Origin of the sequence: Aquabacter sp. L1I39 (genome assembly GCF_017742835.1) — a bacterium.
Classification (GTDB): Bacteria; Pseudomonadota; Alphaproteobacteria; order Rhizobiales; family Xanthobacteraceae; genus L1I39.
The window spans coordinates 4,002,755-4,026,043 of record NZ_CP072392.1 but is presented as its reverse complement, the minus strand read 5'-3'; the positions used below and the strand labels follow the sequence as shown (position 1 = coordinate 4,026,043).

Here is a 23,289-nt window from a genome sequence, read left to right as displayed (position 1 = left end):
GAATGGGCCGGCGCCAGACCCGCTTTGGCTGTCCGATTCCACCTATGTCAGCACGGGGTCGGGCATCGTCGGCTGGCACACGACCAGCGCTCACGCCGCGCTTGGGACGCCCCTGAGGCTCACCTTGTCGATCTTGCCGCTGGCAAGCAGCGGCATCTCCGGAAGCGGGACGATCTCTTGCGGCAGCTTGTATTTGGCGAGGCGCGAGCGGCAATGAGTGATCACCTCTTCCGGTGTGAGAGCGTAGCCCTTCTTGAAAACCACATAGGCGCGACCCACCTCGCCCCATTTGGGGTGAGGCATAGAAATCACCGCGGCCTGGGCAATGGCGTCGTGGCTGCACAGGGCCTGTTCGACCTCGGCGCAATAGACATTCTCGCCACCGGAAATGTAGAAGTCCTTTGCTCGGCCGACCAAGTAAAGATAACCGTCGTCATCGTAATGGGCGATGTCGCCGGTTCCGAACCAATCGCCCGCCGCGCGCGAGGGAGTGTTCCAGTAACCGGGGGTGATGGTGGGGCCGCGCACCTCGATCTCCCCATGCGCGCCTGCCTCGGTCACCACCGTGCCGCCATTGGCGAGGCGCAGTTCCACATGGAGGAGCGGCCGCCCGCACGACCCCAGGCGCGCGCGGCTCGCCGCCTTGGACAAGGCGGTGGCTGCCGTGGTGGTCTCCGTCATGCCCCAGACGTTTTGCAGCGTGATGCCTCGGCGCTCATACGTCTCCAGCAGCGTCTGCGAGCAGGGCGCGCCCCCCACTGCGCACACCTTCACATGCGGCAGCTCCAAGTCCTCGAAGCCCGGCTGCTCCGACATCATGAGATAGTTGGTGGGCACGCCGAGCACATGGGAAATGCCGAGGCCCGGATCGCGCAGCAGCGCCAGGGCCTGACGCGCATCGAAGGTGCGCATCACATGCACTGTGCCCCCCCAATGGAAGGCCACATTGCCATAGGCGTTAAGGCCGCTGATATGGAACATAGGCAGGAAGGTGAGCGTGTTGGACGCGCCGTCGAAGCCGAAATGCACACCCGCATGGATGCAATTGTGCAAGGCCATGCCATAGGTAATGCATGCCCCCTTGGGCACCCCGGACGAACCCGACGTATAGACAATCTCCCAGGTGTCGCCGCTGTCGAGCACCGCGCGCCCAGGCGGTGTCCCGTCTGGACGCCAGTCCTCATAAGCGCTCGGCCCCCCGTCATTGAGCGAGAGGAGCGCGGCACCGGCCGTGTCCACAGTGGCGAGATTTGGCGCAAAGTCCTCATGGGCGAGGATCACCGAGGGCGTGCAATCGGCGACGAGGCGCTGAAGTTCCATCGGGGTCAGCCGCCAGTTCAGCGGCACATAGATGGCGCCGATGCGCTGGCAGGCAAATTGAAGCTCGAACAAGTCGGTGGAATTGTAACTGAGCGTCGCCACCCGGTCGCCGCGCCGGGCGCCGTGGGCGTGGAGGAAAGTGGCCGCCCGGTCGACCCGCCGGTGGAAGGCGGCATAGGTGAAGCGGCGCTGCGAGAAGCAGTCGACTGCCGCCACCCGATTGGGTTGATTGATCGCATGATGAGCGATCCAGTCCATGACCATGTTCATGGGACGTCCGTTCTATTGGGTTCTGGCCGTGCGCCGGGCGAGGAAGGCATCAAGGCCCGCCTTGCCGTCGGGGCTCTCGAAGAGCATGCGATAGAGGTCGCGCTCTCGCCTCTTGGAGGCGTCGTAATTCTCGCGAACGCAGCCGCTCAGCACCTGTTTGGTGAGGGTGACGGCTGCCGGCCGATAGGATGCGAGGCGCTCCGCCAAATTATGCGCCTCGGTCAGCAAGTCCTGTGGTGCGTGGAGGGCATGGAGGAGGCCGAGCGCCAGGCAGCGCTCCGCATCCATGAGGTCGCCGGTGATGCACATGGCCCGCGCCACCACGGGGCCGGCCAGATGCTCGATCAGGATTGTGCCGGCATTGCCCGGAAAGAAGCCCAGCTTGATCTCCGGAAAGCCCAGCTTTGCATCGCGGGCGGCAATGAGCACGTCAGCCGAGAGCGCGATCAGAAGGCCGCCGCCGAGCGCGTAGCCATGGATGGCGGCAATCACGGCCTGGGGCAGTGCCTGGATCCGCTCATAGACGGCGCAGCCGCTTGCCCATTGCCGGTCGATCTCATCCACGCTCATCCTTTGCAGCTCGGTGACGTCGGCCCCCGCAGCGAAGGACTTGCCGCGGCCCGAGATGATGACGGCGCGCACCTCCTGCGCCCGCTCCAGACGGGCGCACACCGCGTCCAGGTCCTCCAGCATCTGGCGGTTGAGCGCGTTGTGGCGCTCGGGCCGGTTCAGCTGCACGTGAGCGATGCGTCCCGCTTGGGTGAGGTGCAAGGTCTCGAAGTCAACGGGCTGCATCGGCACGCTTTCCCTGGATCATCTGGAGGCCCAGGTCCGTCATGCACTCCACCACTTCGTCCTCCGACAGGCGGCCGGTGGGCTTGTACCAGAGGAACATCCAAGTCATCAGGCCGCCAATGCCCAGCGTGGCAAGTCCGGTATCCTTCACCGAGAATTCGCCGGTGCGCACGCCCTCCTGGATCACTTCGGTCACGATGGCATCGAACTCGGCGCGCAGAAGGGACTGAGCCTCCACCGAGTCCTCCGGCAATTGCATCTCCTCGCGGAAATAGATGGCCAGCGAGGCCCGGTTCTTGATCACCGAGCGGGCAAAGTCCCGGAGGAAGGCCTGCATGCGTTGCGTGGGCGTGCCGCTGCGGGCCTTCAGGGCCGTGGCGCATTCGAATGCGCCACACAGGCCACGACGGGCCACCGTCGCCAGGAGGTCGGCCTTGTTGCCAAAATGGTTGTAGATGACCGGCTTGTGGACGCCGGCCAACTGGGCGATCGCGTCCAGAGATGTGCCCACATAGCCGTGGGACAGGAAGAGCTTGGTCGCCGCCTCCAGAACCCGAGCACGCTTGAGCTCCTCGATTTCGTCCTTCAGCGATCGCTGGGCCTGCCCGGCGGCGGTGCTGCTGTCATCGGTCATGGCATGTCTGTCCTTTGAAGGCGGGCGGTCTCAGGCACCGGCGGCTTTGGGCGCCCGGCGCTCGAAGAAGGCGCTGGCGGCGCGCTTCGCTTCCGCGCTGCGGCAGCATTCGGCGTGGCGGCGCGCCTCCCTGTCCATATGGTCGGAAAAGCTCAGATCAAAGGTCTCGGCGAGGTTGAGTTTGCCATAGCGCAGCGAGAGCGTCGTGCGGGCAAGGAGACGACCCACCAGCGCGTCCACGGCCCCTGCCAACTCGCCCACCGGATGCACCTCGCCCACAAGGCCGATCGCCCGCGCCTGTTCGGCGCTTAGCGTCTTGGGATCCAGCATCAGTTGGCGCGCCAAGGCGGGACCAACAAGGCGCGGCAGCAGCCAGGAGATGCCGAAGTCCCCCGAGACACCCACATTCTGGAAGGCGGTGGCGAACTTGGCCGTCTCCGCCGCCAGCCGGAAGTCGCAGGCACAAGCCAGCGAGAGGCCCGCGCCGGCGCAGGCGCCATTGATGGCCGCGACTGTGATCTTCTCCGTCGTGTAAAGTCGCTCGCTGATGCGCATGAAACGCCGCAGGCGCGCCGCCTGCTGGTCGAGCGTGCCCTCGCCATTGACCGTCTCCAGGCCGGTGGAGATATCTCCACCGGAGCAGAAGGCTCGGCCGGCGCCCGTCAGCACGATGACGCGGCATTCAGGGTCAGCCACGGCCGTTTCGGCCGCCTGCAGCAGATCTTCCAGCAGCGCGGCGTCCATGGCATTCATGACGTCGGGCCGGTTCATGCGCAGAGTGGTGACGGCACCCGCCACGCTGACATCGACAAAGTTCAGGGGCATGGCATCACTTCTCAAGGCGGGAAGACAGCGTCTGCTTGGGGATCACCAGCACCAGAACGCCGCCCAGCAGCATCAGGGCCGCAAGCACATAGGTGCCGTTGTTGATATCCCCCGTGAGGTCCTTGGCGAGGCTCGCCGCATAGGAGCCCACAAAGCCCGAGGTGGACCCGATGGACGTAATGAGGGCGATGCCGGCGGCTGCCGCCGTGCCGGAGAGGACGGAGGCCGGAAAGGTCCAGAAGACGGGCGCATGAGCCATGACGCCGGCAGCGGACACCGAGAGGAAGAACAGGGCCACGGGCAGATTGTTGGCCGTGAGCGCCGCCAGGATGAAGCTGAAACCCGCGATGAAGGAGGGAACCGCCGCGTGCCAGCGCCGCTCATTCATCTTCCGCGAATGGACGGCATTGGCAATCATGGCGATTGCAGAGGTCAGCCACGGGATGGCCGAGAGCAGGCCGATGTCGAACGCGCTCTTGATGCCCGCATTCTTGATGATGGTCGGCAGCCAGAACGACAGGCCATAGATGCCGGTGCTGTAGCAAATCATAATGCCCGCCATCACCCAGACCCGGTAATCCCCGACCACCGCTGAGAAATTGTGGCGCTTGTGACGGTCGTCGATCCGCAGATTGGCCGTGATCATCGACTTCTCGGCCTCGCTCAGCCACTTGGCATCCGCGACGGAACTGTCGAGATACATGAAAACAACCATGCCCAGAACGACCGCCGGCAGGCCCTCCAGAACCAGCATCCATTGCCAGCCGGCAAGGCCGTGCACGTCGTGGAAATGGTCCATCAGCGCGCCCGAGATTGGGCCGCCAACGATCAGGCTGATAGGAATGGCGACAATGAATCCGGCCATGACCTTGGCTTGGCGCTCTGCCGGAAACCAATAGCTGATATAGAGCACGATGCCCGCAAAGAAGCCTGCCTCGCTGACGCCCAGCAGGAAGCGGAGGATATAGAAGGTCATCTCCTTGCCGAGACCGGTCCAGGCGGCGACGGGATCGACGAAAGCGATGGCGGCGGAGACGATGCCCCAAGTGATCATGATCCGGGAGATCCAGATCCTGGCTCCGATTTTGTGCAGCACGATATTGCTGGGAATCTCGAAGACGACGTAGCCCACGAAAAAGATGCTCGCACCAAAAGCATAGACGGCATCCGAGAAGCCGAGGTCCGAGAGCATCTGCAGCTTGGCGAATCCAATATTCACACGATCAAGATACGCGATCGCGTAGCAACAAAATAGCAATGGAACGAATCTCCAGGTAATTTTCTTATAAAGAGACTCACTTTCGCTTTCTGAATGGGGCTGCGACCGGGCAGCTCTCAGTTCGTTGAGAGACACTGTGTTTCCTCCTGGCGTTTTTTGATTTGAAAGAGAAATTCAATTCGCGCGACGGCGCTGCACGCGCTGGCATAGCGGCGCTATGGAGCGCAGGCTCATCCTTCGTTTGTGTAGTGCCCCCTCGCGGCGTCCTGCCCGATGCGATTGGCGTGCTCGGATCGGGAGAAATTACTAACTGGGACGATATGATACCAGCCAGTATTTTCTGTCAATTGCGTTATGGGCCAATCGACCAACACGAGCCCGCCGGTGGCTCCGCATGGAGGTCCGGCGTCGACAGAGATGAGGGAAAGGTGGTCACGCCAAACCGGTCGGGCCTGCCGGCCTCACGCGTGACGCCTTGGATGGGGAGGGAAGAGGCCACTTCCCGCCCGCGATGGTGCATCATGCCTGCCCAGATCGAGTGGACATTGTGCCCCTCCGCATGGCCGCCTGCCCAATTGGCTAGAGATGAGTGGCTAGAGCTGAATTTCCTTGAAGGCTGTGATCAGAGGCCCGGTGCGCACCGCCAGATGGAAGATGTGCTCGGCATGCCCGTGTTCGAAATCGATCACGCGCAACTTGCGGATCCTATCCTCCCGGCTTGAGCCGAACTCCCACATGAAGCCAACGCCGAGCCCGTTGGCAGCGGCTTCATAGACGCCGTCTCGCGTATCGAGGACCATGGTAGGTCTGGGCGTGAAGCCACCATTGCGAAAGCCCCGGTCCACTACGCGCTGGGTCGACGAGGTGGCCGTTCGGAAGATGAGGGGATGGCGCATCAGTTCCGCGCAACTGGTCTGCGTGACCTGGGCCAGCGCGGTATCCTCTGCCACGATCGCCACCACATCCTGTTTCAGGCAGGTCTTGCGGACGAACCGGCCGTCATCCGGCACGTTCGGCAGCACGCCCACGTCGACGCGCTGCTCCACCACGGCAGCGATGATCTGGGCCCAGGAGCCAAGCTCCACCTGCACCTGCATGCCCGGGAACCGGCGGCGAAATTCGCGGATCAGCGCCATGCCGGGCGTCGAATTGCCCAGACCCACATGGAAGGTGCCGGTTTCCAGATTTGCGTGCTGCCTCAGTAGGCGCAGCGCCTCGGTCTCGCAGCGTTCGGATTCCGCAGTCAGCCGGTAAAGCTCGGCGCACAGGGGGCTTGGTGACAGGGTCCGGCCGCGACGCTCGAACAGGGTGACCCCGGCCGCCCGTTCGATCTCGCGCACGGACTGGGTGATCGCCGGTTGCGACAGTCCGAGCTTCTTGGCAGCGGCCGAGAAGCTTCCGGTTTCGAGCACGGCGTTGAACGCGCGGACCCGCGCGCTGGTCAGGAGCATCTGGCGATCCATGGGCGAAATGCAGGTCCCACGAGGTGAGGTCATCCATAAGCATTGCTTATGTTTGTAACATTGTTGTTGCACTGGGCCGCCAAAAGCCAACGCGAACTTCTCGCGATGACGGAGGCGCAGATGGCCGCGATCGACTTGCGCAACATCAGGAAGGCGTTTGGCGGCACTGAGATCCTCAAGGGCGTGGGGCTCCAGGTGGCGGACGGCGAGTTCATCTCCCTGGTTGGCCCGTCCGGCTGCGGGAAGTCGACGCTACTGCGCATCATTGCCGGCCTTGAAGATGGGTGCAGCGGGGACATCGTGATCGGCGGCAGGAACGTTGCTGGTGTCCGCCCGAGCGCACGCGACCTCGCCATGGTATTTCAATCCTACGCGCTCTACCCGCACCTGACCGTCGAAGAAAACATGATGACCCCGCTGCGGTTGCGCGACCTTTCCACGGTCGAGCGGCTGCCGATCCTCGGGGGGCTTCTGCCCCGGCGGCGGGAGAAGCTGCGCACCATGCGCAGCGCGGTGAGCGATGTGGCACGCACGCTCAAGATCGAGCCGCTGCTCCAGCGCAAGCCCGGCCAACTCTCGGGCGGCCAGCGTCAGCGCGTGGCTCTGGGGCGGGCCATGGTTCGTAAGCCAGCCGCCTTCCTGATGGACGAGCCCTTGTCCAACCTCGATGCCGCGCTGCGGGTCCATATGCGGGCCGAACTGGCGGAGTTACATCGCTCGCTGGGCACGACCTTCATCTATGTCACGCACGATCAGGCTGAAGCCCTGACCATGTCGAACCGCATCGCCGTCATGATGGGAGGCGAGATCCTCCAGACCGCGTCGCCCGACCAGATCTATGATGACCCGCAGGACCTGCGGGTCGCGGAATTCATCGGCAGCCCGAAGATCAACACGTTGCCAGGGGAGGTGGACCCGGAGGGGCGCGTCACGGTGCTCGGCGCCCCCCTGCACCGGCGCGTTGCCGCGGGGGAGCGGGCTGTGACGCTCGCGGCGCGGCCCGAGCATGTGGCGATCGAGAGGGAAGGGGGCGCAAACGCCTTTCAAGCTCGGGTGATTCATAAGGAAAACCTGGGGGCCGACGTCTTCCTTCATGCCGCGCTGGAGGATGGCGGTGCCCGGCATCGCCTCGTGGTGCGCGCCTTGCCGCAGGTGGCGCGAGGCCTCTCGATCGGAGCTGTGGCATGGCTTCGGCTCGATCCAGACAAGACTCTGGCCTTCAACGCGTCCGGTGCCCGGATCGCCTTTCGCGATCCCGCGGCAAGCGCCCTGACGCCCCCTGAGACCCTGGGCGCCCCTCTGCGCGCGCTGGCGGTGGGGGTCTGACATGTCCACCACAAGCCGCGCCGCACAGCGCGCCGGCTGGGCCTTCGTCGCCCCCGCGCTGACGCTGATGGTCCTGATCCTGCTGCTGCCCATTGCCGGAGCAGCCGTGCTGTCCTTCACCGACTACAGCCTCGGGGGCGCCGCTCCCGGCTGGGTGGGGCTTGAAAATTATCAGAAAATCCTCACCCAGAGCCGCTACCAGGCCATGATCGAGGCGACGCTGACCTATGTGCTGACGGTCACGCCACTTTCCATCGGCCTGGGTCTTGGCGCAGCTCTTCTCATCCGTTCGCTGCGCTGGGGCGCCGCTTTCTACAAGACGGTCTTCTTCCTCCCGGCCATGGCGACACTGATGGCCATGTCCATTGTCTGGAGCTTTGCCCTTCACCCCACCCTCGGCGTGATCAACGCCACGCTGGCCTCATTCTGTGGCACTGGCTGGCTGCACGCGTGGAGCTGGTTCGATGAGTCCTGCCGGACGGGCTTTCCGCTCTGGCTCGGCGACAGGTCCTACGCCATCTGGACCGTATGTTTCGTGGGTGTATGGCAAGGCTTCGGCTTCAATATGGTGCTGTATCTTGCGGGCCTGACCTCCGTGCCGCGCGAGCTCTACCACGCCGCCGAGATGGACGGCGCACGCACGGCCTGGGACCGCTTTCGGCTCGTCACATGGCCCATGCTCGGCCCCACCACCGTGTTCGTCGTCACCATCACCCTCATCCGGTCATTCCAGGTGTTCGACATCGTCGAGGGCTTCTACGAGCAGGGGGCGGGGCCGTCACGGAGTGCCTACGTCATCCTCTTTGCCATGTACGAGAAGGGCATCCGGGAGAACCTGATCGGCATCGGTGCTGCCATCGCCATGATTTTCCTCGCCTGCATCGTGGTCACATCGCTGATCCAGCAGCGCATGCTTGAGAAGAAAGCGCATTACGCATGACGGCCCATCGCTTTTCACTGGCGGAGACGCTGAAGCATGTCATGCTGATGGTCGGCGCCCTGATTGTCGCGCTGCCCTTCTACGTCATGCTTTCCACCTCCCTTAAATCACCGGGCGAGATCGAGCGGAACGAGGGCGGATTCTTTGGCGCGCAGGCGGTGATGACGGACGAATACTGCGTCAAGCGCAACGAGCCCGACCGCGCCGCCATTGAGGCCGCCATGCACAAGCGGGAGGGGCTCGATGAGGCGGGCGCGCGCCGGGAGATACTTGCCGGGGTCCGAGAGACCTGTGCGACCCGGCCCGCCATCTTCAACTATGTCTCGGCCTTCTCGCAGGCCCCCTTGCTGCTCTACCTCCTCAACGGCATCATCGTCACCGCCTCGATCTTCCTGCTGCAGGTCATGGTCGCGCTGCCTGCCGCCTATGCGCTGGCCAAGCTGAAATTCTGGGGGCGCGACCTTGTATTCGGCCTGGTCCTGTTCTGTCTTCTGATCCCGATCCACGCCATAGCGCTGCCGCTCTACATCGCGCTGGCGAAGCTGGGTTTGACCAACAGCTATGCGGCGCTGGTCATTCCCTGGACCATCTCCGTCTTCGGCATCTTCCTCATGCGGCAGTTCTTCATGACCGTGCCGGACGAACTGATCGATGCCGCACGCATGGACGGCATGGGGGAATTCTCCATCGTCTGGAAGGTGATGCTGCCGGCGGCCGTGCCGGCCCTGCTGGCTTTCGCCATCTTCTCGGTGGTTTCGCACTGGAACGATTACTTCTGGCCGCGCGTGGTCGTGACGGGCGACCGCAGCCTGTTCACGCCGCCGCTCGGCCTGCACGAATTCCGGGGGGGCGGCGGTGACGGCAGCCTGTACGGACCGATGATGGCAAGCGCAACGGTAATCGTCGCGCCACTCGTGGTCGCCTTCCTGCTCGCGCAGCGACGCTTCATCGAAGGAATCACGCTGTCCGGCATGAAGTAGCCGGCCGCGTCGAGACCTCCGCACGGCGCGGAGGGGAAAACGGGGGCAGCGCCAAGGCTGCCACCGAACGGAGCCTCTCGACTAAGACTTAACGGAGAAACACCGTGAAACGCTTCCTCGCTGCTGCCGTGGTGCTCGCGGCTGGTCTTTCGGCGAACGCCCAAGCCCAGTCTCCAGTCCAGGAAAAGACCGTCGTGGAGTTCGCCTATACCTATTCGTATCTCTTCGACGTGACCTTCCAGCGGATCCTGCCCAAGTTTCATGCCGAATATCCCGACATCGAAGTCCGGATGCGCGCGGCCTACAAGGACTATGAAGACGGAACCAACACGATCCTGCGCGAGGCTGTGTCGGGAAACCTGCCCGACGTGACCATCCAGGGTCTCAACCGCCAGGCCATCCTGGTGGACAAGGGCATCGCCCGGTCGCTGGAGCCCTTCATCAGCAAAGAGCCTGATTTCGCCCGCGATGGCTACCACAAGGCGATGCTGGATCTCGGCACCTCGGGCGGGGCTGTCTACGGGCTCCCCTTCGCGGTGTCGCTGCCGGTCGGCTATTACAATATGGACCTGATGGCCAAGGTCGGCATCACCTCGCCCGACCAATTGCCCAAGACCTGGGACGAGGTTGTCGGCCTCTGCGGCAAGCTCCAGACCGCCGGCATCAAGACCCCCATGTTCTGGACCTGGAACATCACCGGCAACTGGTTCCTCCAGGCCCTGATGTGGACCCAGGGCGAGCCCCTGATGAAGAACGGCAAGTTCAATCTCGCCAGCAATGCCGGCCTTACCGCGCTTGAGACCATGAAGAAGCTGTTCCGCGGCTGCTCCATGCCCAATTACTCCCTCGCCGAGGCGCAGAAGGCCTTCGCTGCGGGGCAGGTGGCCATGTACTTCACCTCCACTTCCGAACTCGGCGCGGTGGAGCGCTCCAAGGGCAACTGGACCTTGGTGACCCACGAATTCCCAGGCCTTGAGCCTTCCGGCCCCAAGGGCCTGCCGGCCGGCGGCAATGCCGCCATGCTCGTGACCACTTCGAAGGATCCCAAGAAGGTGGAGGCCGCGTGGAAGTGGCTCAAATACATCACCTCGGGCGAGGGCGCGGCGGATGTCGCCCGCACAACCGGCTACATGCCGCCGAACAAGGCCGCCAACGAGTTGATCCTGGCGGACTTCTACAAGCAGAACCCCAACAAGGAGACCGCAGTGCGCGAATTGCCGCTGCTGCGGGAATGGCAGCCTTATCCGGGTGCCAATGGCCTGGCCGTGACTCAAGTCATCTATGACGGCATCGAGACGATCGTCACCGGCAAGGCCAACAACATGCCGGCGCTGCGCGACGAACTCCAGGACGAGGTGACCACGCTCCTCGCCAAGTGACGCCAGGCGGGGGGCCGCCTGGAAGGGCGGCTCCCCGTTGGTGCGGTTTCAGGTCCAAAGTCATACCCTCCGACAGGGAGCAATGCCGACCATGAGCGGCCACGACCTCGCGTTCGCCATCCTGACCGATGCCCATTTCGGCCCACCGGGCCACACGCTCTACGGCATCGACCCGCGCGTCCGCCTGGACGCCGCCATCGACGTGATCAACCGGGATCATCCGGATCTTGCCTTCGTCCTGTTTGCTGGCGACTTGGCTGATCTGGGGGAAGCCGAGGCCTATGAGAACCTGGCGGGTGGCCTCGCGCGCCTGAAAGCGCCGGCGATCCTCATGCTCGGCAACCATGACCGGCGTGGGCCGTTCCGGACGGTCTTCCCCGATGCCGACGATGACGGCAACGGCTTCGTTCAGGCGCTGCGGATCTTTCCGGCGGCCAGCATCCTGACCCTCGACACCCTGGATGAGGACGGGCAGACCCACGTCGGCACGCTATGCGTCAAGCGGCTGGAATTCCTGGAGCGGGCTTTGCGCGAGGCCCCCGAGGACCGGCCACTCTTGCTGTTCCAGCACCACCACAGCGGCAAGGTGGGCGTACGCTCCATGGATCGCTACATCATGCGCGATGCCGAAGCCCAATGGGCCGTGTTCGAGCGGGTCGGGCGCCGTCCGGACGCCATGTTCCACGGCCACGTCCACCGGCCGATTTTCGGCCTGTGGCGCGGGGTACCCTATTATATTCAGCGCTCACTCATGCATCAGGTGGGCTTCGACTTCGAGGCGCCCGACCAGATCCCAGGCACCCTCGAGGCGCCAGACTATGCGCTGGTCCGTGTCTCGCCCGAGGCACTCACGGTCCATCACCGGTCGTTTCTTTATGACGGCCCGCACTTCTGGCTGCACGATGAAACGGCGGTGGAAGGACGATTCGAATGAGCCTCGCACTCGATCGGTACGAGGCGATCCTCTGTGACATTGACGGCTGTCTGCTGGCGGGAGAGAGGGTGCTTCCCGGGGCGCGCGAACTGGTGTCGCGCTTCGGGGCCCGCTTGGTCGCGGTGTCGAACAATTCCACCGACACGCCCCAAACCCTGGGCGCGCACCTCGCGCGCCTGGGCCTGCCCATCCCACCGGAGCGGATCGTGCTGGCGGGCGCGACAGCGGTCGACCAGATCGCGGCCCATGCGCTAGGTGCGCGGGTGACACTATGCGGGTCCGCGCAACTGGCCGCTTATGCGCGGGGGCAGGGGCTGGTGCTGGTGGAGCGCGACCCAGACATGGTCCTGCTCACGCGCGATATCGCCTTTAGCTATGCCCGTCTTGAACATGTGGTGGGGTTGCTGCGCGCCGGGGCGCGGCTTGTGGTGGCGAATATCGACGCCACCCATCCTTCTGCCGAGGGGGGGCTCGTGCCCGAGACAGGGGCGCTGCTGGCGGCCATCATCACTTGCCTGCCCGGCCTTCGCTACCAGGTGATTGGCAAGCCAGAAGCGGCGCTGTTCGACATCGCACTCCGGAAGACGGGCTCGCGTGCGGACCGCAGCATTCTTATCGGCGACAATCCGGCCACGGATGGCGAAGGCGCGCGCCGGCTGGGCATCGCGTTTGCGGCGATCGGCCGGGGAGGGGCACGCGATATTGCAGAACTGCTGGAGCCCCTGCAGCCCCAGGAGGTCTGATGCGTGCCCCCATGGCGAACGCCTGACTTCGCCGATCGCCCCGCCCTATTCGGTTGAAGCTCTCAATGTCGCAACGCACGCACGCATGGTCAGCACCAATTGCTCAAGGCGGGAGGGCGGACGAACGCGATAGAGGCGTGCCAGCACCAGTTCCTGGGCGCGAAAAGGGCCATCGAGAGGGCGAGAGGCGAGCCGTCCGTGGTCCTCAGCCAGATAGGGTGGCGAGAAGTTGAGGACCGTATAGCCGAAGCCATTGGCCACCATGCTCCGCAGCATCTCGAACGAACCGGTGCGATAGGCGATGCGCGGCTCAAGCCCCTCGGCAGCGAAAATGGAGAGGAAATAGTCCCGCGTCTTGGGCATATCGAGCAGGATGAAAGGTTCTTTGACCATGTGCGACAGGCGCGGCCGCTCCCGCTGAAGGATGGCGTGTCCCGCCGGAACGACGAGCTGAACGGGCATGCTGCGCAAGGCGACGGCCTGCACCGTGGTGGGCAGGTCATAGTCGTAGAGGATCGCGAGGTCGAGCGCGCCGCTGTGAAGGCTCTCCAGCAGCCCGTCGTGGCTGTCCTCGTGCCAGCGAACCTGGATCTTGGGGTGCTCCCGCTCCACCTCCTGCATCAGCTTCGGGACGAGGTAGGGCGCAAACGTATTCAGACAACCGATGGAGAGGCGAATGGCGGCGCGCGATCCGCCCCGTTCCCCCATCGTCTCGATTTCCCGCACATGCAGCAGGATGCTGCGGGCATGGACCGCGAGGTCGCGTCCGGCGGGCGTCAAGAGCATGCCGCGGGCATGTCGGCGGGTGAACAGCTTCAACCCCAGCGTGCGTTCCATCTGCGAGATGGCGGTGGAGACGGACGAAGGTGACACATTCAGCGTCTCCGAGGCCCGCAGCACGCTCAGATGGTTCGCGGTCGTCAGAAAATAGGCCAGCTGGCGAAGGCTGAGATTGGGCACGTCACGCCAGGCATCCTGGCTTTCACTCATGCCTGCCTCCCCAAATGGCGACCTCTTGTGATTGCCCATCTCCTGGACAGGCGGTGGTCGCCCCGCCCCATGACTGCGCGAAGAGCATGCACTCTGAGCCTATAAATCCAGCAGATGGCAAAAACTCCGCGCACCCATCTCGCATATGCTCAAACCCGCGCCGCACAGCACAATTTATGTCAAGAGTTAAATTCGTATTTATTGAATTTGTAATCGTATTAATTCGATTTGCCAATCTCAGGAGCCGGCGCAATTCTCGTCCCACATCGAGCGGAGCCGCTCCGGAAAGGACGCTACTCCTCCTCCGCAGCCCACGGAGAATTGCCCCATGGCGATCCAAAAGCAGTTTCTCTCCAAGCCCTTCGCTGGCTATCTGAACGGCCCGATTCCGGAGGAAAATGCCGAGCTCACCCATGTGGAAAAGGGCTCCCCGGGCGGTGAACTGCTCCGGCGTTACTGGCAGCCCGTGGCGCTGACCTGCGAAGTTACAGATGTCCCGCTGGGCGTGCGCATGTTCGGTGAAGACCTGGTGGTCTTCCGGAACACCAGCGGTGAGTACGGCATTCTTGATCGCCATTGTCCCCACCGTGGGACGTCTCTGGAATTCGGCCTGCCCACCGAATGCGGCCTGCGCTGCTGCTATCATGGCTGGCTGTTCGGCATGGACGGAAAGGTCCTGGAGACGCCCGGCGACCCGCCCGGCAGCACGTTGAAGGACCGCCTCTATCACGGAGCCTATCCGGCACGGGAATATAAGGGGCTCGTCTTCGGCTATTTCGGCCCCGTGGAGACGATGCCAGACTTCCCGGTCTATGATTCCTATGAATATCCGGGCGACAAGCTGGTGCCCTATTCGGTCAGCTATCCCTGCAACTGGTTGCAGGTGCAGGAAAACGTGATGGACCCGGCGCATGCGGTGTTCCTGCATACTCGCGTGACCTTCTCCCACTTCTCCGATACATGGGGTGAGCTCCCCGTGATGGATTTCGTAGAGACGCCCACGGGCATGATCTACGTCACCACCCGCCGCTGGAAGGACAAGGTCTGGGTCCGTTCCAATGACATCCTGATGCCGAACCTGGCCCAGGTGGGACACATCTGGGAGGATGGACAGGAGGCCAAGCAGTTCGGCCGTGTGGGGATCACGCGCTGGACCACGCCCATCGACAACCGCACCTGCAAGGTGATCGGCTGGCGCCATTTCCACCCGGAGGTGGACCCGCGCGGCATCGCCCGCGAGGACCAGTGTGGCCCCGGATCGGTCGATTTCTACGGCCAGGGTGCCGGCGGCAGCTTCGAGGAGCGCCAGCGCCTCCCCGGTGATTACGACGCCATCGTCACCCAGCGGCCCATCGCCATCCATGCGCTGGAACACCTGACTTATTGCGACAAGGGCGTGGTGCTGTTCCGCAAGCTCCTGCGCCGCGACATCCGGCGCCTGGCGACCGGCGAGGACATCCCGCTGTCGCGGCACAGGTCCAACGGCCTCATCCCCACTTATTGCCACGACACGGTTCTCGACCTTCCCCCTCTGGAAGGTGTCGATGACCTGGAACTGCTGGAGGAGGTCGGCCGGCGGGTGACGGAGATCGTGGTCGAGGGAGACCATCACGACGGCGACGACCGGCTCGAAGCTGTCCGCAGCAAGCTGCTCGACTATCAGCGCTCCCTTCTGCCGCGCGCGGCAGAGTGAACCGCGCCCGCTTTTCAGCACAAGGATTTGCCCGTGACCAAGCATCCGATCCAACCCGGCCCCATCGACTGGAGCGGCGAAAATCCCGGAATCTATCTGAAAGAACAGCCCGATGGTCCCTGGACCGGGCTCATGTGCTTCTTCCGCATCGTCTATTCACCCTATGGCCTGGGCAGCGGGATCGTGGTGCTGGATCAGCCGAACACCGCGCAGGGCCTGCCGGACGTGGCCAATTTCTGCATCTCGGACAATGAAGAACTCGCGCGCTACCTGGTGGCAGACTTCTTCTCCAAGTTCGCAGCCTTCCGCGTGTCGCCGGGGATTGAGGCCTTGAGCTATCTGTCGGCCATCGCGGTGCGGCGGGAGGGCGACACCCGCTCCACCTACCGCGAGATCGTCCGGTCAGAGCAGTTCGAGGTGGTCGCCACCTGGAACAACCTTACCGCGCCCTATGCGGTGGACATGCCGCCCGAAAAGGGACCCACCAAGGCGCACGAAATGTACAGCGTCTTCCTGGATGCGCCCGATGCGGGCGTAACCATCAACGGCCGCCCCCTGAAGGGCTCCGTCACGACCCGCAATTGCGCCGACACGGTGAAAAGCTCGGCATTCCTGGCCTTCTCGGAAACCTGGGTCCGAACCTAGGCGCGGCCGTGCCATCAGCGGAGGATCGGACATGACGGACGCGCTTCAGTTCCTGCTCAGCGGCATCGTGGTCGGCAGCATCTACGGGCTCATCGGGGTGGGATTCACGTGCATCTACAACGTGACCGGCATCGTGAACTTTGCCCAAGGCGATTTCGCCATGGTGGGCGCCATGTCCGCCATCACGCTGCTGGCCTTCGGGGTGCCGCTCCCGCTTGCCGTGCTGCTTGCCGTGATCGCGACCTGCCTTGTGGCGGCGGTGATCGAACGGACGGCGATCCGGCCGGTGCGTTCGGATGTCGTCCGGGGCATCATCGTCACCATCGGCATTGGCGTCATCCTGCATGGTGTCGCCGCCCTCGTCTGGGGAACCGACGCTCAGCCCATGCCGGCCTTCTCCGGCGATGCTCCCTTGCGCATCGGTGGCGCCACCATCGCGCCGCAGGCCCTGTGGGTGATCGGGACTGCGCTCGCCGCCATGATCGCACTCGAACTGCTGTTCCGGAAGACGTTTCTCGGCCAGATGTTCCGGGCCTGCGCCATCAACCCCTTCGCAGCCGGCCTCGTGGGAATCCGCGTGGGCACCATGAGCCTCATCAGCTTCATCGTATCTGGTGCGCTCGGGGCGATTGCCGGGATCGTGGTCGCGCCCATCGCCCTCACTCAATATGACAGCGGCCTCCAACTGGGCATCAAGGGCTTCGTGGCGTGCATCGTGGGCGGCTTCGGCGGTCCTATCGGCGCAGCGCTCGGCGGCATCCTGCTCGGCATTCTCGAAGCCTTCGCGGCGGGCTATGTGAGCTCCGGCTACAAGAACGCCATCGCCTTCGTACTGCTGCTCGCCTTCCTGCTGTTCCGTCCCGGCGGACTGTTCGGCGACATGGAAAAGGTGAGGGGCTGACATGATCCGCATGCTCCTGCTTCTTGCAACCCTCGCAGCGTGCACCTTCGCCGGCAGCGATTACGCCGTCAGCCTGGCGGTGGTGATCGGCCTCCAGGCACTGCCCGCGCTCGGGCTGACATTGCTCACAGGCTATACCGGCCAGATTTCCCTGGGACATGCGGCCTTCTACGGCCTTGGGGCCTATGGCGCGGCGTTGCTGAGCCGGGCGATTGGCATTTCCCCGCTGCCCGGCGTCTTTCTTGCCTCCCTGCTGGTAGGTGGCATTGCTTGGGCCATCGGGTGGCTGGTGTTCCGCCTGAAGGGCCACCACCTGGCCATGGCGACGCTCGCCTTCGGCATCATCGTCCAGATTGCCTTCGTGGAGATGCACGGCCTGACGGGCGGTCCGAACGGCCTTTCCGGCATCGCGCCGCTGTCTCTCTTCGGCACGGACCTCATCACCGATGCCCAGGTGCTGCCCATTGTGTGGGGCGCGCTGATCCTCGCCTTGCTGCTGGCGCAGAACCTCATCGCCTCGCCGGTCGGCCTGGTGATGCGGGCGATCGCCGAGGGCGACAGGGTCGTCGGGTCACTGGGCAACGATGTCGCCGCCGTAAAGCGAAAGGTGATGATGCTCAGCGGCTTTCTCTGCGCGGTCGGTGGCGGGCTCTACGCCCATTATGTGGGTTATCTGAGCCCAGGCCCCTTCGACGTAGGCTTTTCCGTCCGGTTGCTTTTGATGGTAGCCCTCGGCGGTTTCGCCAATGTCTGGGGCGTTCTGTTCGGAGTCGCATTCGTGACGCTGGTGGGCGAGGCGCTAAAGCCACTCGGCGCTTTCGATGTGATCGCCTACGGAGTCCTCCTCGTGGTCTCCGTCATCTTCTTTCCGGAGGGACTTTTCGCCGGCATCGCCACGCCAATCGCGGTGCAGGTGCGCCGGCTCAAAAAGGGGATCGCCCGATGAACCCGCATCCCCTGCTCAGCGTCGATCGCGCCAGCGTCACCTTCGGCACCTTTCCGGCCTTGAGCGAGGTCCGGTTCGACGTGACGGAAGGCGAACTGGTGGCCCTCATCGGTCCCAATGGCGCCGGCAAGACCACCATCCTCAACGTGCTCTCGGGCGAGGTGGCGCCGACCGTGGGTACCGTGCGCTTCCGCGGCGAGACGCTTGGGGGCCTCAAGCCCTACCAGGTGGCAAGGCGCGGCCTCGCCAGAACTTTTCAGGCGGCCGATCCCTTCCTGCATCTCAGCGTGCGGGAGAACGTCATGGTGGCGGGTGTCCCCGGAACCGGCCTCGGCCTCCTGGCGGGGCTCGGCTTCGGCGCCAGCCGGCTCCCCGCCGCCCGGCGCCTCCGCGCCGAGGCGGATCGACATCTGGACCGCGTGGGTCTTCTTGAGAAAGCAGATGCACCCGCCGCCCTGCTCAGCGCCGGACAGCGACGCCTCCTATCCATCGCCCGCGTGCTTGCCACGGGAGCAAGCATGCTGGTCCTTGACGAGCCGGGTGCTGGCCTCAACGAGAGCGAGAAGGCGTTCCTCGGGGACGTCATCCTGTCCATCTGGCGCGACGGCAAGACGGTGCTGTTCGTGGAGCACGACATGCCGCTCGTGAGCCGCATCGCGCAACGTATCATGGTGCTGGACCGGGGCCGTCTCATCGCCGATGGCGCCCCGGCGGCGGTGCGGGCGGACCCGCAGGTGATCGAGGCTTATCTGGGTCGCCGCGCGCCGGAGAAGCCACGGGTGGAAGCCGTGCCGAACGCCGCCCGCCTCCCGACGCCATCGGCGCCGGTTCTGGCGGTGCGGGATCTGACCGTCGCCTATGGCGGCCTCACCGCGGTGGACAAGGTTACCCTTCACCTCAATCAGGGCGAGGTGTTGGCGCTCGTGGGGGCCAATGGCGCCGGCAAGAGCAGCCTCCTGAAGGCCATCGCACGCGTGGAGCCGATTGCGGGAGGCACCATTGCTTTTGCCGGCGAGGATCTCGGCCGGCTGTCGGAAGATGCGGCGGTCGCGCGCGGCATCTGCCTTGTGCCGGAGGGCCGCGCCCTGTTCGGTTCCCTGACAGTGGCGCAAAACCTCGCCGCTGGGCGCTATGCCCGTCGCCGCGCCCGGGGCTTCCTGCACCTGCTCTATCAGGACGCGGCAGAGCGCGCTGAATTCCAGGAGCAGCTGGACATGGTCTACCAGCTTTTCCCGGTCCTGAAGGAGCGCGCCCGGCAACTGGCCGGCACGCTCTCCGGTGGCCAGGGCCAGATGCTCGCCATCGGCCGGGCGCTCATGGGGGCGCCGCGCCTCCTGATGCTGGACGAGCCGTCCCTCGGCCTTGCCCCGCAAGTCATCGACGAGATTTTCGCCTCCATCGAGCGCTTGCGCCGCCAGGGTCTGACCATCCTGCTGGTAGAACAGAACATCGCCTCCGCCTTGTCTATCGCCGACCGGGGCATGGTGCTCGCGGGCGGGCGTGTGGCTGCCTCGGGGAGCGGTCAGGACCTCTTGCGGGACCCCACCATCACGGAGGCCTATCTCGGAACGTCCGCAGGCGCCGAGGCCGCATGCGGCACGCGCCGCCTGACCCTCGCGATTTAGGACTCAATCCCCTCGGGTTGGCTCAATCCGGGTGATGCAGCGCCTCTGACGTTTTGAAACCAGACGGATCGGAGCAGGCCAGACTGCCGCTCCCCCGATCCGACCCAGACGCTTGGATGGAGCACGGCCGGCCTGGCCTTCACGGCCTTCGACGCGGACTCCAGGAGGGACACATGGACGATTTCGCCTCTTCCCCCGCTCTTTCGGACGCCGACCGCGCCGCGCTCGCCCGCATGCACGCGGTGGTGCCCGCGTGGCGCGGCATTGGGCAGGCGGGGGACGTCATGGGCCTCCCCGCGCGCACGCTCCTTCATGCTGGCCCGCCCATCGACCTTGCCCGCGTGGCCCGGCCCGTCCTGAACAGCGCCGTCATGGCCGCGCTGCTGGAAAACTGGGCAAGCGACGCCGTCGAGGCGGAAGCCAGAATCCTCGCCGGCGACATCCGCCTTGCGCCCGCGCAGGACCATCAGGCGATGGTCCCCTTGGCGGCCATTCTCTCGCCGAGCATGGCCGTGCACGTGGTGATCGATCTCGCCGCGCCGGGCCGTCGCATCTTTACCCCCATCAATGGCGGCATGGCGAAGGCCCAGCGCCTGGGCCTTGCGGGACCTGACATTCTCGCGCATCTGCGGTGGATCAACGGCAATCTCGCGGCGACGCTTTCCATCATCGCCGACCAAGACGTTGCGCTCTTGCCCATTGCGGATGCCGCTCTCCTTGCCGGTGACGATTGCCACGGGCGCCCCGCCATGGGCTCGCGCTATGTCATCGAAGCCATCGCGCCGCGCCTCGGCACCGACACGCTGGAGCGCCATTTTCTCGACGGCGCCCCCGGCTTTTTCCTGAACATCTGGATGGCTGCGGCCAAGCTGATGGCGGGCGCAGGCGAAACTCCCGGCTCCAGCCTGATCACGGCCATGGGCGCCAACGGCGTGAACACCGGTCTGCAACTGGGCGGCCGGCCGGGCCAGTGGTTCACCATCCCGGCCACGCCACCGGACGGACCGCTCGCGGCGGGCGTGTCCCCGCACGATCGCCTGGGGGCGATTGGTGACAGCGCATTGGTGGATGCCCTCGGCTTCGGCGGCATGCTGGCGGCGCCAGGGGAACCGCTGCGGGCACGGTTGTTGCCGCTAGAACACCCTGCCTTCGCCGAAAGCCGGGCCCGCGTGGGCCTGCCGGCGGCTGGCCTGGTGGCGTACGGAGCACCGCTGACCGTCACCCTCGGCATCCTCGACCGCGCGGGCCGTCGAGGACGCATCGGCGGCGGCCTTTACAGCCCTCCGCTTTCTCTCTTCGCCGAGGCCCTTCAAGGCCTCTCCTGATTTCCCTCCGACCAAGGTGCTGCCGCCATGAAGTCCCTAAGGACCCAGCTGACCGTCCTGCTTCTGACCCTGGGCGTTGCCACCGCCCAGGCTGCCGATCCCGTGAAGATCGGCGGCCTGCTGGAGACATCCGGCCCCGTCGCCTCCCTCGGCCAGCCCGGCCTTGAAGGGGCCATGCTCGCCGTGGAGCAGATCAACAAGTCCGGAGGCATCAATGGTCGTCCGGTCGAGTTCGTGAACGTGAATACGGAAAGCGACAACACCCGCGCGGTCACCGCCGTGAAGCGCCTGATCGGGCAGGGCGACATCGCGGCCCTTGTCGGGCCGATGAATTCCGGTTCGTCCTTCGCCATCATCGATACGGTACAGCGCGCCGCGATCCCGATGATTTCCAACGGCGGCTCGCGCAACATCGTCCTGCCGGCGGAGGAGAAGAAATGGATCTTCCTGGCGCCCCTCACCGACGTGCTGGTGCAGGGCGTCATGATGGGAGACATGAAGAAGCGCGGCATCACTCGCATCGCACTTCTGAATGCGGATTCCCCCTTCGGCACCAGCGGGCGCGAGCAATTGGAGAAGAATGCGGCGAGTTACGGCATCACCATCGTATCGCAGCAGTCCTTCGGCAATGCCGATCAGGACATGACGCCCCAGCTCACCAAGATCCGCGGCACAGATGCCCAGGCGGTGGTCGTGTGGGCAACGGGGCCGGGGCAGGCGATCGCGGTGAAGAATGCCCGGCAACTGGGCATCGATGTTCCTCTTTATCTCTCGCACGCAGCCAACGACTTCAACTTCCTCCGCCTCGCCGGCCCCGCAGCCGACGGCATCTTCATTCCGTCGTCCAAGATTTATGTGACGGACGCGCTCGCCGCCGCCGATCCGCAGAAGCCGGTCATAGAAACCTTCGTGAAGGACTATGAAGCCAAGTACGGCAAGCCGCCGGCCACCTTTGCGGGCAATGCCTATGACAGCGTGATGATGCTGGCCGCCGCGATGAAAAAGGCCGGCGTCACTGACCGTGCAGCCATCCGCGATGCCATTGAGGGCCTGAAGGACCATGTGGGCGTCACCGCCGTGTATTCCTACGGCCCCGCCGATCATTTTGGTGCCAAGGGCGACAGTGTGGTGATGCTGACCGTCAAGGACGGAAAGTTCACGCTCGCCCGCTGATCCGCAGGAGGGCCTGGGCCGCCGTGTGGTGTCCGGGTCCTCCCTGCTGCTCGTCCGTTCCGCTTTCCCTTTGAGCCATGGCTGAAAGCCGGGTGAGCCCTTGTGTGCCCCGGCCATGCAGGAGACGACCCATGCCCGACGTGACCTTTGTCTTCGCGGACGGCGAACGCACCACCATCACGGCCCGTCCGGGCGAAATGCTGCTGGCCGCCGCCCGCCGGAACGGGCTGGCGCTCAGTTCCGACTGCGAAGTAGGCGACTGCCAGACCTGCCGGTGCACACGCCTGTCCGGCGCAGTTGAACTCGATGAATTCGCGACCACCTCGCTGACCGACGCCGAAATGGCGGAAGGGGAAGTGCTGACCTGCGTCAGCTCAGCCGCGGGCGATGTGACCCTGCGCATGCCCTATGAGCGCACCCGGCTCTTGCCGGCCAAGGCCTTCTCCGTGCGGATCGACGCAGTGGAGCGGCTCGGGCCATCGGTGGTGCGCCTGCGCACCCGGACGCTGGGATTGAAGCCGTTGGTGTTCCTCCCCGGCCAGTACATCAACGTGAAAGTCCCCGGTGCGGGTGTGATGCGCTCCTATTCCATGTCCAACGCGCCATCAGGAGAACGCTCCCTCGACCTGCTGGTCCGCCTCCTCGACGCGGGAGCCATGTCCGATTATCTGCGAGACCGCGCCAGCCTCGGCGACCATCTGGAGTGCGAAGGCCCGCGCGGTACCTTCTATCTGCGGGACGGCACGCGGCCCGTATTGATGGTGGCCGGCGGCACGGGGCTCGCCCCCATGCTCGCCATGCTCCGTCACATGGCGGAGCGCACGCCCGGTCGAAAGGTTTGCCTCTGCTACGGCGCGACCAAAGCCGACGATCTGGTCTGCCTCGACGATCTGAAGGCGCTGCAATCCCGCCTGCCCGGGCTAGAGGTGCGAACGGCGGTGAGCCAGGGGCGGGCGGCCGTGCCCTTTCTTTCGGGACACGTCACCGACCTGCTTCGGCCGGCGGACGTGCCCGACCGCGACATCTATCTCTGCGGTCCCCCCGCAATGTCCGATGCCGCGCGCATCTACCTCACGTCCCACGGCGCTGAGGCGGCCGCCATCCATGTGGAGCGCTTCGTTCCGACCGGTGAGGCCACCTCACGCCTCGTGACCGCCTGAGAG

The 23,289-nt window shown here is 64.8% G+C and carries 21 protein-coding genes; 14 read left to right on the top strand and 7 right to left on the bottom strand.

Going from position 1 to position 23,289, the window contains the following annotated elements; translation table 11 throughout:
- Positions 1-90 precede the first annotated feature (90 nt).
- The 6 genes from J5J86_RS18210 to J5J86_RS18185 all read right to left on the bottom strand — a co-directional run bounded on the left by J5J86_RS18210 (position 91) and on the right by J5J86_RS18185 (position 6,514).
- The gene (locus J5J86_RS18210; RefSeq protein ID WP_209100536.1) at positions 91-1,590 is read right to left on the bottom strand and encodes a class I adenylate-forming enzyme family protein; all 1,500 of its coding nucleotides are present in this window, start codon (positions 1,588-1,590) and stop codon (positions 91-93) included.
- A gap of 12 nt (positions 1,591-1,602) precedes the next feature.
- Positions 1,603-2,385, bottom strand: coding sequence for an enoyl-CoA hydratase/isomerase family protein (locus J5J86_RS18205; RefSeq protein WP_209100535.1), 783 nt, complete (start codon positions 2,383-2,385; stop codon positions 1,603-1,605).
- Entirely contained in the window at positions 2,372-3,019 is a 648-nt protein-coding gene (locus J5J86_RS18200) for a TetR/AcrR family transcriptional regulator (protein WP_209100534.1), read from the bottom strand. The genes J5J86_RS18205 and J5J86_RS18200 overlap by 14 nt, the downstream gene beginning before the upstream one ends.
- 30 nt (positions 3,020-3,049) lie before the next feature.
- Positions 3,050-3,844 carry an enoyl-CoA hydratase/isomerase family protein gene (locus J5J86_RS18195; RefSeq protein WP_209100533.1) on the bottom strand — a complete coding sequence of 265 codons (795 nt, stop codon included), beginning with the start codon at positions 3,842-3,844 and terminating at the stop codon, positions 3,050-3,052.
- Positions 3,845-3,848: 4 nt separating this feature from the next.
- On the bottom strand, positions 3,849-5,063 hold the full coding sequence (locus J5J86_RS18190) for an MFS transporter (RefSeq protein WP_247657689.1): 1,215 nt from the start codon (positions 5,061-5,063) through the stop codon (positions 3,849-3,851).
- Positions 5,064-5,656: 593 nt separating this feature from the next.
- Positions 5,657-6,514: a LysR family transcriptional regulator gene (locus J5J86_RS18185; RefSeq protein WP_209100532.1), complete on the bottom strand. Its 858-nt coding sequence runs from the start codon at positions 6,512-6,514 to the stop codon at positions 5,657-5,659.
- A 132-nt stretch (positions 6,515-6,646) separates the two neighbouring features.
- Between J5J86_RS18185 and J5J86_RS18180 the strand changes: the two genes are divergently transcribed.
- The 6 genes from J5J86_RS18180 to J5J86_RS18155 all read left to right on the top strand — a co-directional run bounded on the left by J5J86_RS18180 (position 6,647) and on the right by J5J86_RS18155 (position 12,828).
- On the top strand, positions 6,647-7,852 hold the full coding sequence (locus J5J86_RS18180) for an ABC transporter ATP-binding protein (RefSeq protein ID WP_209100531.1): 1,206 nt from the start codon (positions 6,647-6,649) through the stop codon (positions 7,850-7,852).
- Between the two features lies 1 nt (position 7,853).
- Positions 7,854-8,792 carry a carbohydrate ABC transporter permease gene (locus J5J86_RS18175; RefSeq protein ID WP_209100530.1) on the top strand — a complete coding sequence of 313 codons (939 nt, stop codon included), beginning with the start codon at positions 7,854-7,856 and terminating at the stop codon, positions 8,790-8,792.
- Complete coding sequence (locus J5J86_RS18170; protein WP_247657688.1) at positions 8,789-9,772, top strand: carbohydrate ABC transporter permease; 984 nt, start codon at positions 8,789-8,791, stop codon at positions 9,770-9,772. Before J5J86_RS18175 ends, J5J86_RS18170 begins: the two co-directional genes overlap by 4 nt.
- 104 nt (positions 9,773-9,876) lie before the next feature.
- Positions 9,877-11,151 (top strand): ABC transporter substrate-binding protein, encoded by a 1,275-nt coding sequence (locus J5J86_RS18165; protein WP_209100529.1) that lies wholly within the window; start codon positions 9,877-9,879, stop codon positions 11,149-11,151.
- A 91-nt stretch (positions 11,152-11,242) separates the two neighbouring features.
- Entirely contained in the window at positions 11,243-12,085 is an 843-nt protein-coding gene (locus tag J5J86_RS18160) for a phosphodiesterase (RefSeq protein ID WP_209100527.1), read from the top strand.
- A complete protein-coding gene (locus J5J86_RS18155; protein WP_209100525.1) occupies positions 12,082-12,828 on the top strand; it encodes an HAD-IIA family hydrolase in 747 nt (248 codons plus the stop codon). Before J5J86_RS18160 ends, J5J86_RS18155 begins: the two co-directional genes overlap by 4 nt.
- Positions 12,829-12,873: 45 nt before the next feature.
- Here J5J86_RS18155 and J5J86_RS18150 read toward each other — a convergent pair whose 3' ends face one another.
- Entirely contained in the window at positions 12,874-13,818 is a 945-nt protein-coding gene (locus tag J5J86_RS18150; protein WP_209100523.1) for a LysR family transcriptional regulator, read from the bottom strand.
- 328 nt (positions 13,819-14,146) lie between these two features.
- On the opposite strand from J5J86_RS18150, the gene J5J86_RS18145 reads away from it, so the two are divergent.
- The 8 genes from J5J86_RS18145 to J5J86_RS18110 all read left to right on the top strand — a co-directional run bounded on the left by J5J86_RS18145 (position 14,147) and on the right by J5J86_RS18110 (position 23,286).
- Entirely contained in the window at positions 14,147-15,511 is a 1,365-nt protein-coding gene (locus J5J86_RS18145) for an aromatic ring-hydroxylating dioxygenase subunit alpha (protein WP_209100521.1), read from the top strand.
- Positions 15,512-15,544: 33 nt separating this feature from the next.
- Positions 15,545-16,156: a hypothetical protein gene (locus J5J86_RS18140; protein WP_209100519.1), complete on the top strand. Its 612-nt coding sequence runs from the start codon at positions 15,545-15,547 to the stop codon at positions 16,154-16,156.
- 31 nt (positions 16,157-16,187) lie between these two features.
- Positions 16,188-17,057 (top strand): branched-chain amino acid ABC transporter permease, encoded by an 870-nt coding sequence (locus J5J86_RS18135; protein WP_209100517.1) that lies wholly within the window; start codon positions 16,188-16,190, stop codon positions 17,055-17,057.
- Between the two features lies 1 nt (position 17,058).
- Positions 17,059-18,003 (top strand): branched-chain amino acid ABC transporter permease, encoded by a 945-nt coding sequence (locus tag J5J86_RS18130; RefSeq protein WP_209100515.1) that lies wholly within the window; start codon positions 17,059-17,061, stop codon positions 18,001-18,003.
- Positions 18,000-19,628, top strand: a complete 1,629-nt coding sequence (locus tag J5J86_RS18125) for an ATP-binding cassette domain-containing protein (RefSeq protein ID WP_209100513.1) — start codon at positions 18,000-18,002, stop codon at positions 19,626-19,628. The genes J5J86_RS18130 and J5J86_RS18125 overlap by 4 nt, the downstream gene beginning before the upstream one ends.
- A gap of 173 nt (positions 19,629-19,801) precedes the next feature.
- The gene (locus J5J86_RS18120; protein WP_209100511.1) at positions 19,802-20,953 is read left to right on the top strand and encodes a DUF1116 domain-containing protein; all 1,152 of its coding nucleotides are present in this window, start codon (positions 19,802-19,804) and stop codon (positions 20,951-20,953) included.
- 27 nt (positions 20,954-20,980) lie between these two features.
- Entirely contained in the window at positions 20,981-22,126 is a 1,146-nt protein-coding gene (locus J5J86_RS18115; RefSeq protein ID WP_209100509.1) for an ABC transporter substrate-binding protein, read from the top strand.
- Between the two features lie 131 nt (positions 22,127-22,257).
- Positions 22,258-23,286 (top strand): FAD-binding oxidoreductase, encoded by a 1,029-nt coding sequence (locus J5J86_RS18110; protein ID WP_209100507.1) that lies wholly within the window; start codon positions 22,258-22,260, stop codon positions 23,284-23,286.
- Positions 23,287-23,289: the final 3 nt, after the last annotated feature.

Excerpts from the sequence above, each read along its gene's own strand:
- J5J86_RS18120 (WP_209100511.1), top strand. The coding sequence starts at position 19,802 with ATGGACGATTTCGCCTCTTCCCCCGCTCTTTCGGACGCCGACCGCGCC.
- J5J86_RS18180 (WP_209100531.1), top strand. The coding sequence starts at position 6,647 with ATGGCCGCGATCGACTTGCGCAACATCAGGAAGGCGTTTGGCGGCACT.
- J5J86_RS18150 (WP_209100523.1), bottom strand. The coding sequence starts at position 13,818 with ATGAGTGAAAGCCAGGATGCCTGGCGTGACGTGCCCAATCTCAGCCTT.
- J5J86_RS18205 (WP_209100535.1), bottom strand. The coding sequence starts at position 2,385 with ATGCAGCCCGTTGACTTCGAGACCTTGCACCTCACCCAAGCGGGACGC.
- J5J86_RS18125 (WP_209100513.1), top strand. The coding sequence starts at position 18,000 with ATGAACCCGCATCCCCTGCTCAGCGTCGATCGCGCCAGCGTCACCTTC.
- J5J86_RS18155 (WP_209100525.1), top strand. The coding sequence starts at position 12,082 with ATGAGCCTCGCACTCGATCGGTACGAGGCGATCCTCTGTGACATTGAC.
- J5J86_RS18195 (WP_209100533.1), bottom strand. The coding sequence starts at position 3,844 with ATGCCCCTGAACTTTGTCGATGTCAGCGTGGCGGGTGCCGTCACCACT.
- J5J86_RS18115 (WP_209100509.1), top strand. The coding sequence starts at position 20,981 with ATGAAGTCCCTAAGGACCCAGCTGACCGTCCTGCTTCTGACCCTGGGC.
- J5J86_RS18160 (WP_209100527.1), top strand. The coding sequence starts at position 11,243 with ATGAGCGGCCACGACCTCGCGTTCGCCATCCTGACCGATGCCCATTTC.
- J5J86_RS18145 (WP_209100521.1), top strand. The coding sequence starts at position 14,147 with ATGGCGATCCAAAAGCAGTTTCTCTCCAAGCCCTTCGCTGGCTATCTG.
- J5J86_RS18130 (WP_209100515.1), top strand. The coding sequence starts at position 17,059 with ATGATCCGCATGCTCCTGCTTCTTGCAACCCTCGCAGCGTGCACCTTC.
- J5J86_RS18175 (WP_209100530.1), top strand. The coding sequence starts at position 7,854 with ATGTCCACCACAAGCCGCGCCGCACAGCGCGCCGGCTGGGCCTTCGTC.
- J5J86_RS18210 (WP_209100536.1), bottom strand. The coding sequence starts at position 1,590 with ATGAACATGGTCATGGACTGGATCGCTCATCATGCGATCAATCAACCC.
- J5J86_RS18110 (WP_209100507.1), top strand. The coding sequence starts at position 22,258 with ATGCCCGACGTGACCTTTGTCTTCGCGGACGGCGAACGCACCACCATC.
- J5J86_RS18135 (WP_209100517.1), top strand. The coding sequence starts at position 16,188 with ATGACGGACGCGCTTCAGTTCCTGCTCAGCGGCATCGTGGTCGGCAGC.
- J5J86_RS18170 (WP_247657688.1), top strand. The coding sequence starts at position 8,789 with ATGACGGCCCATCGCTTTTCACTGGCGGAGACGCTGAAGCATGTCATG.
- J5J86_RS18185 (WP_209100532.1), bottom strand. The coding sequence starts at position 6,514 with ATGCTCCTGACCAGCGCGCGGGTCCGCGCGTTCAACGCCGTGCTCGAA.
- J5J86_RS18200 (WP_209100534.1), bottom strand. The coding sequence starts at position 3,019 with ATGACCGATGACAGCAGCACCGCCGCCGGGCAGGCCCAGCGATCGCTG.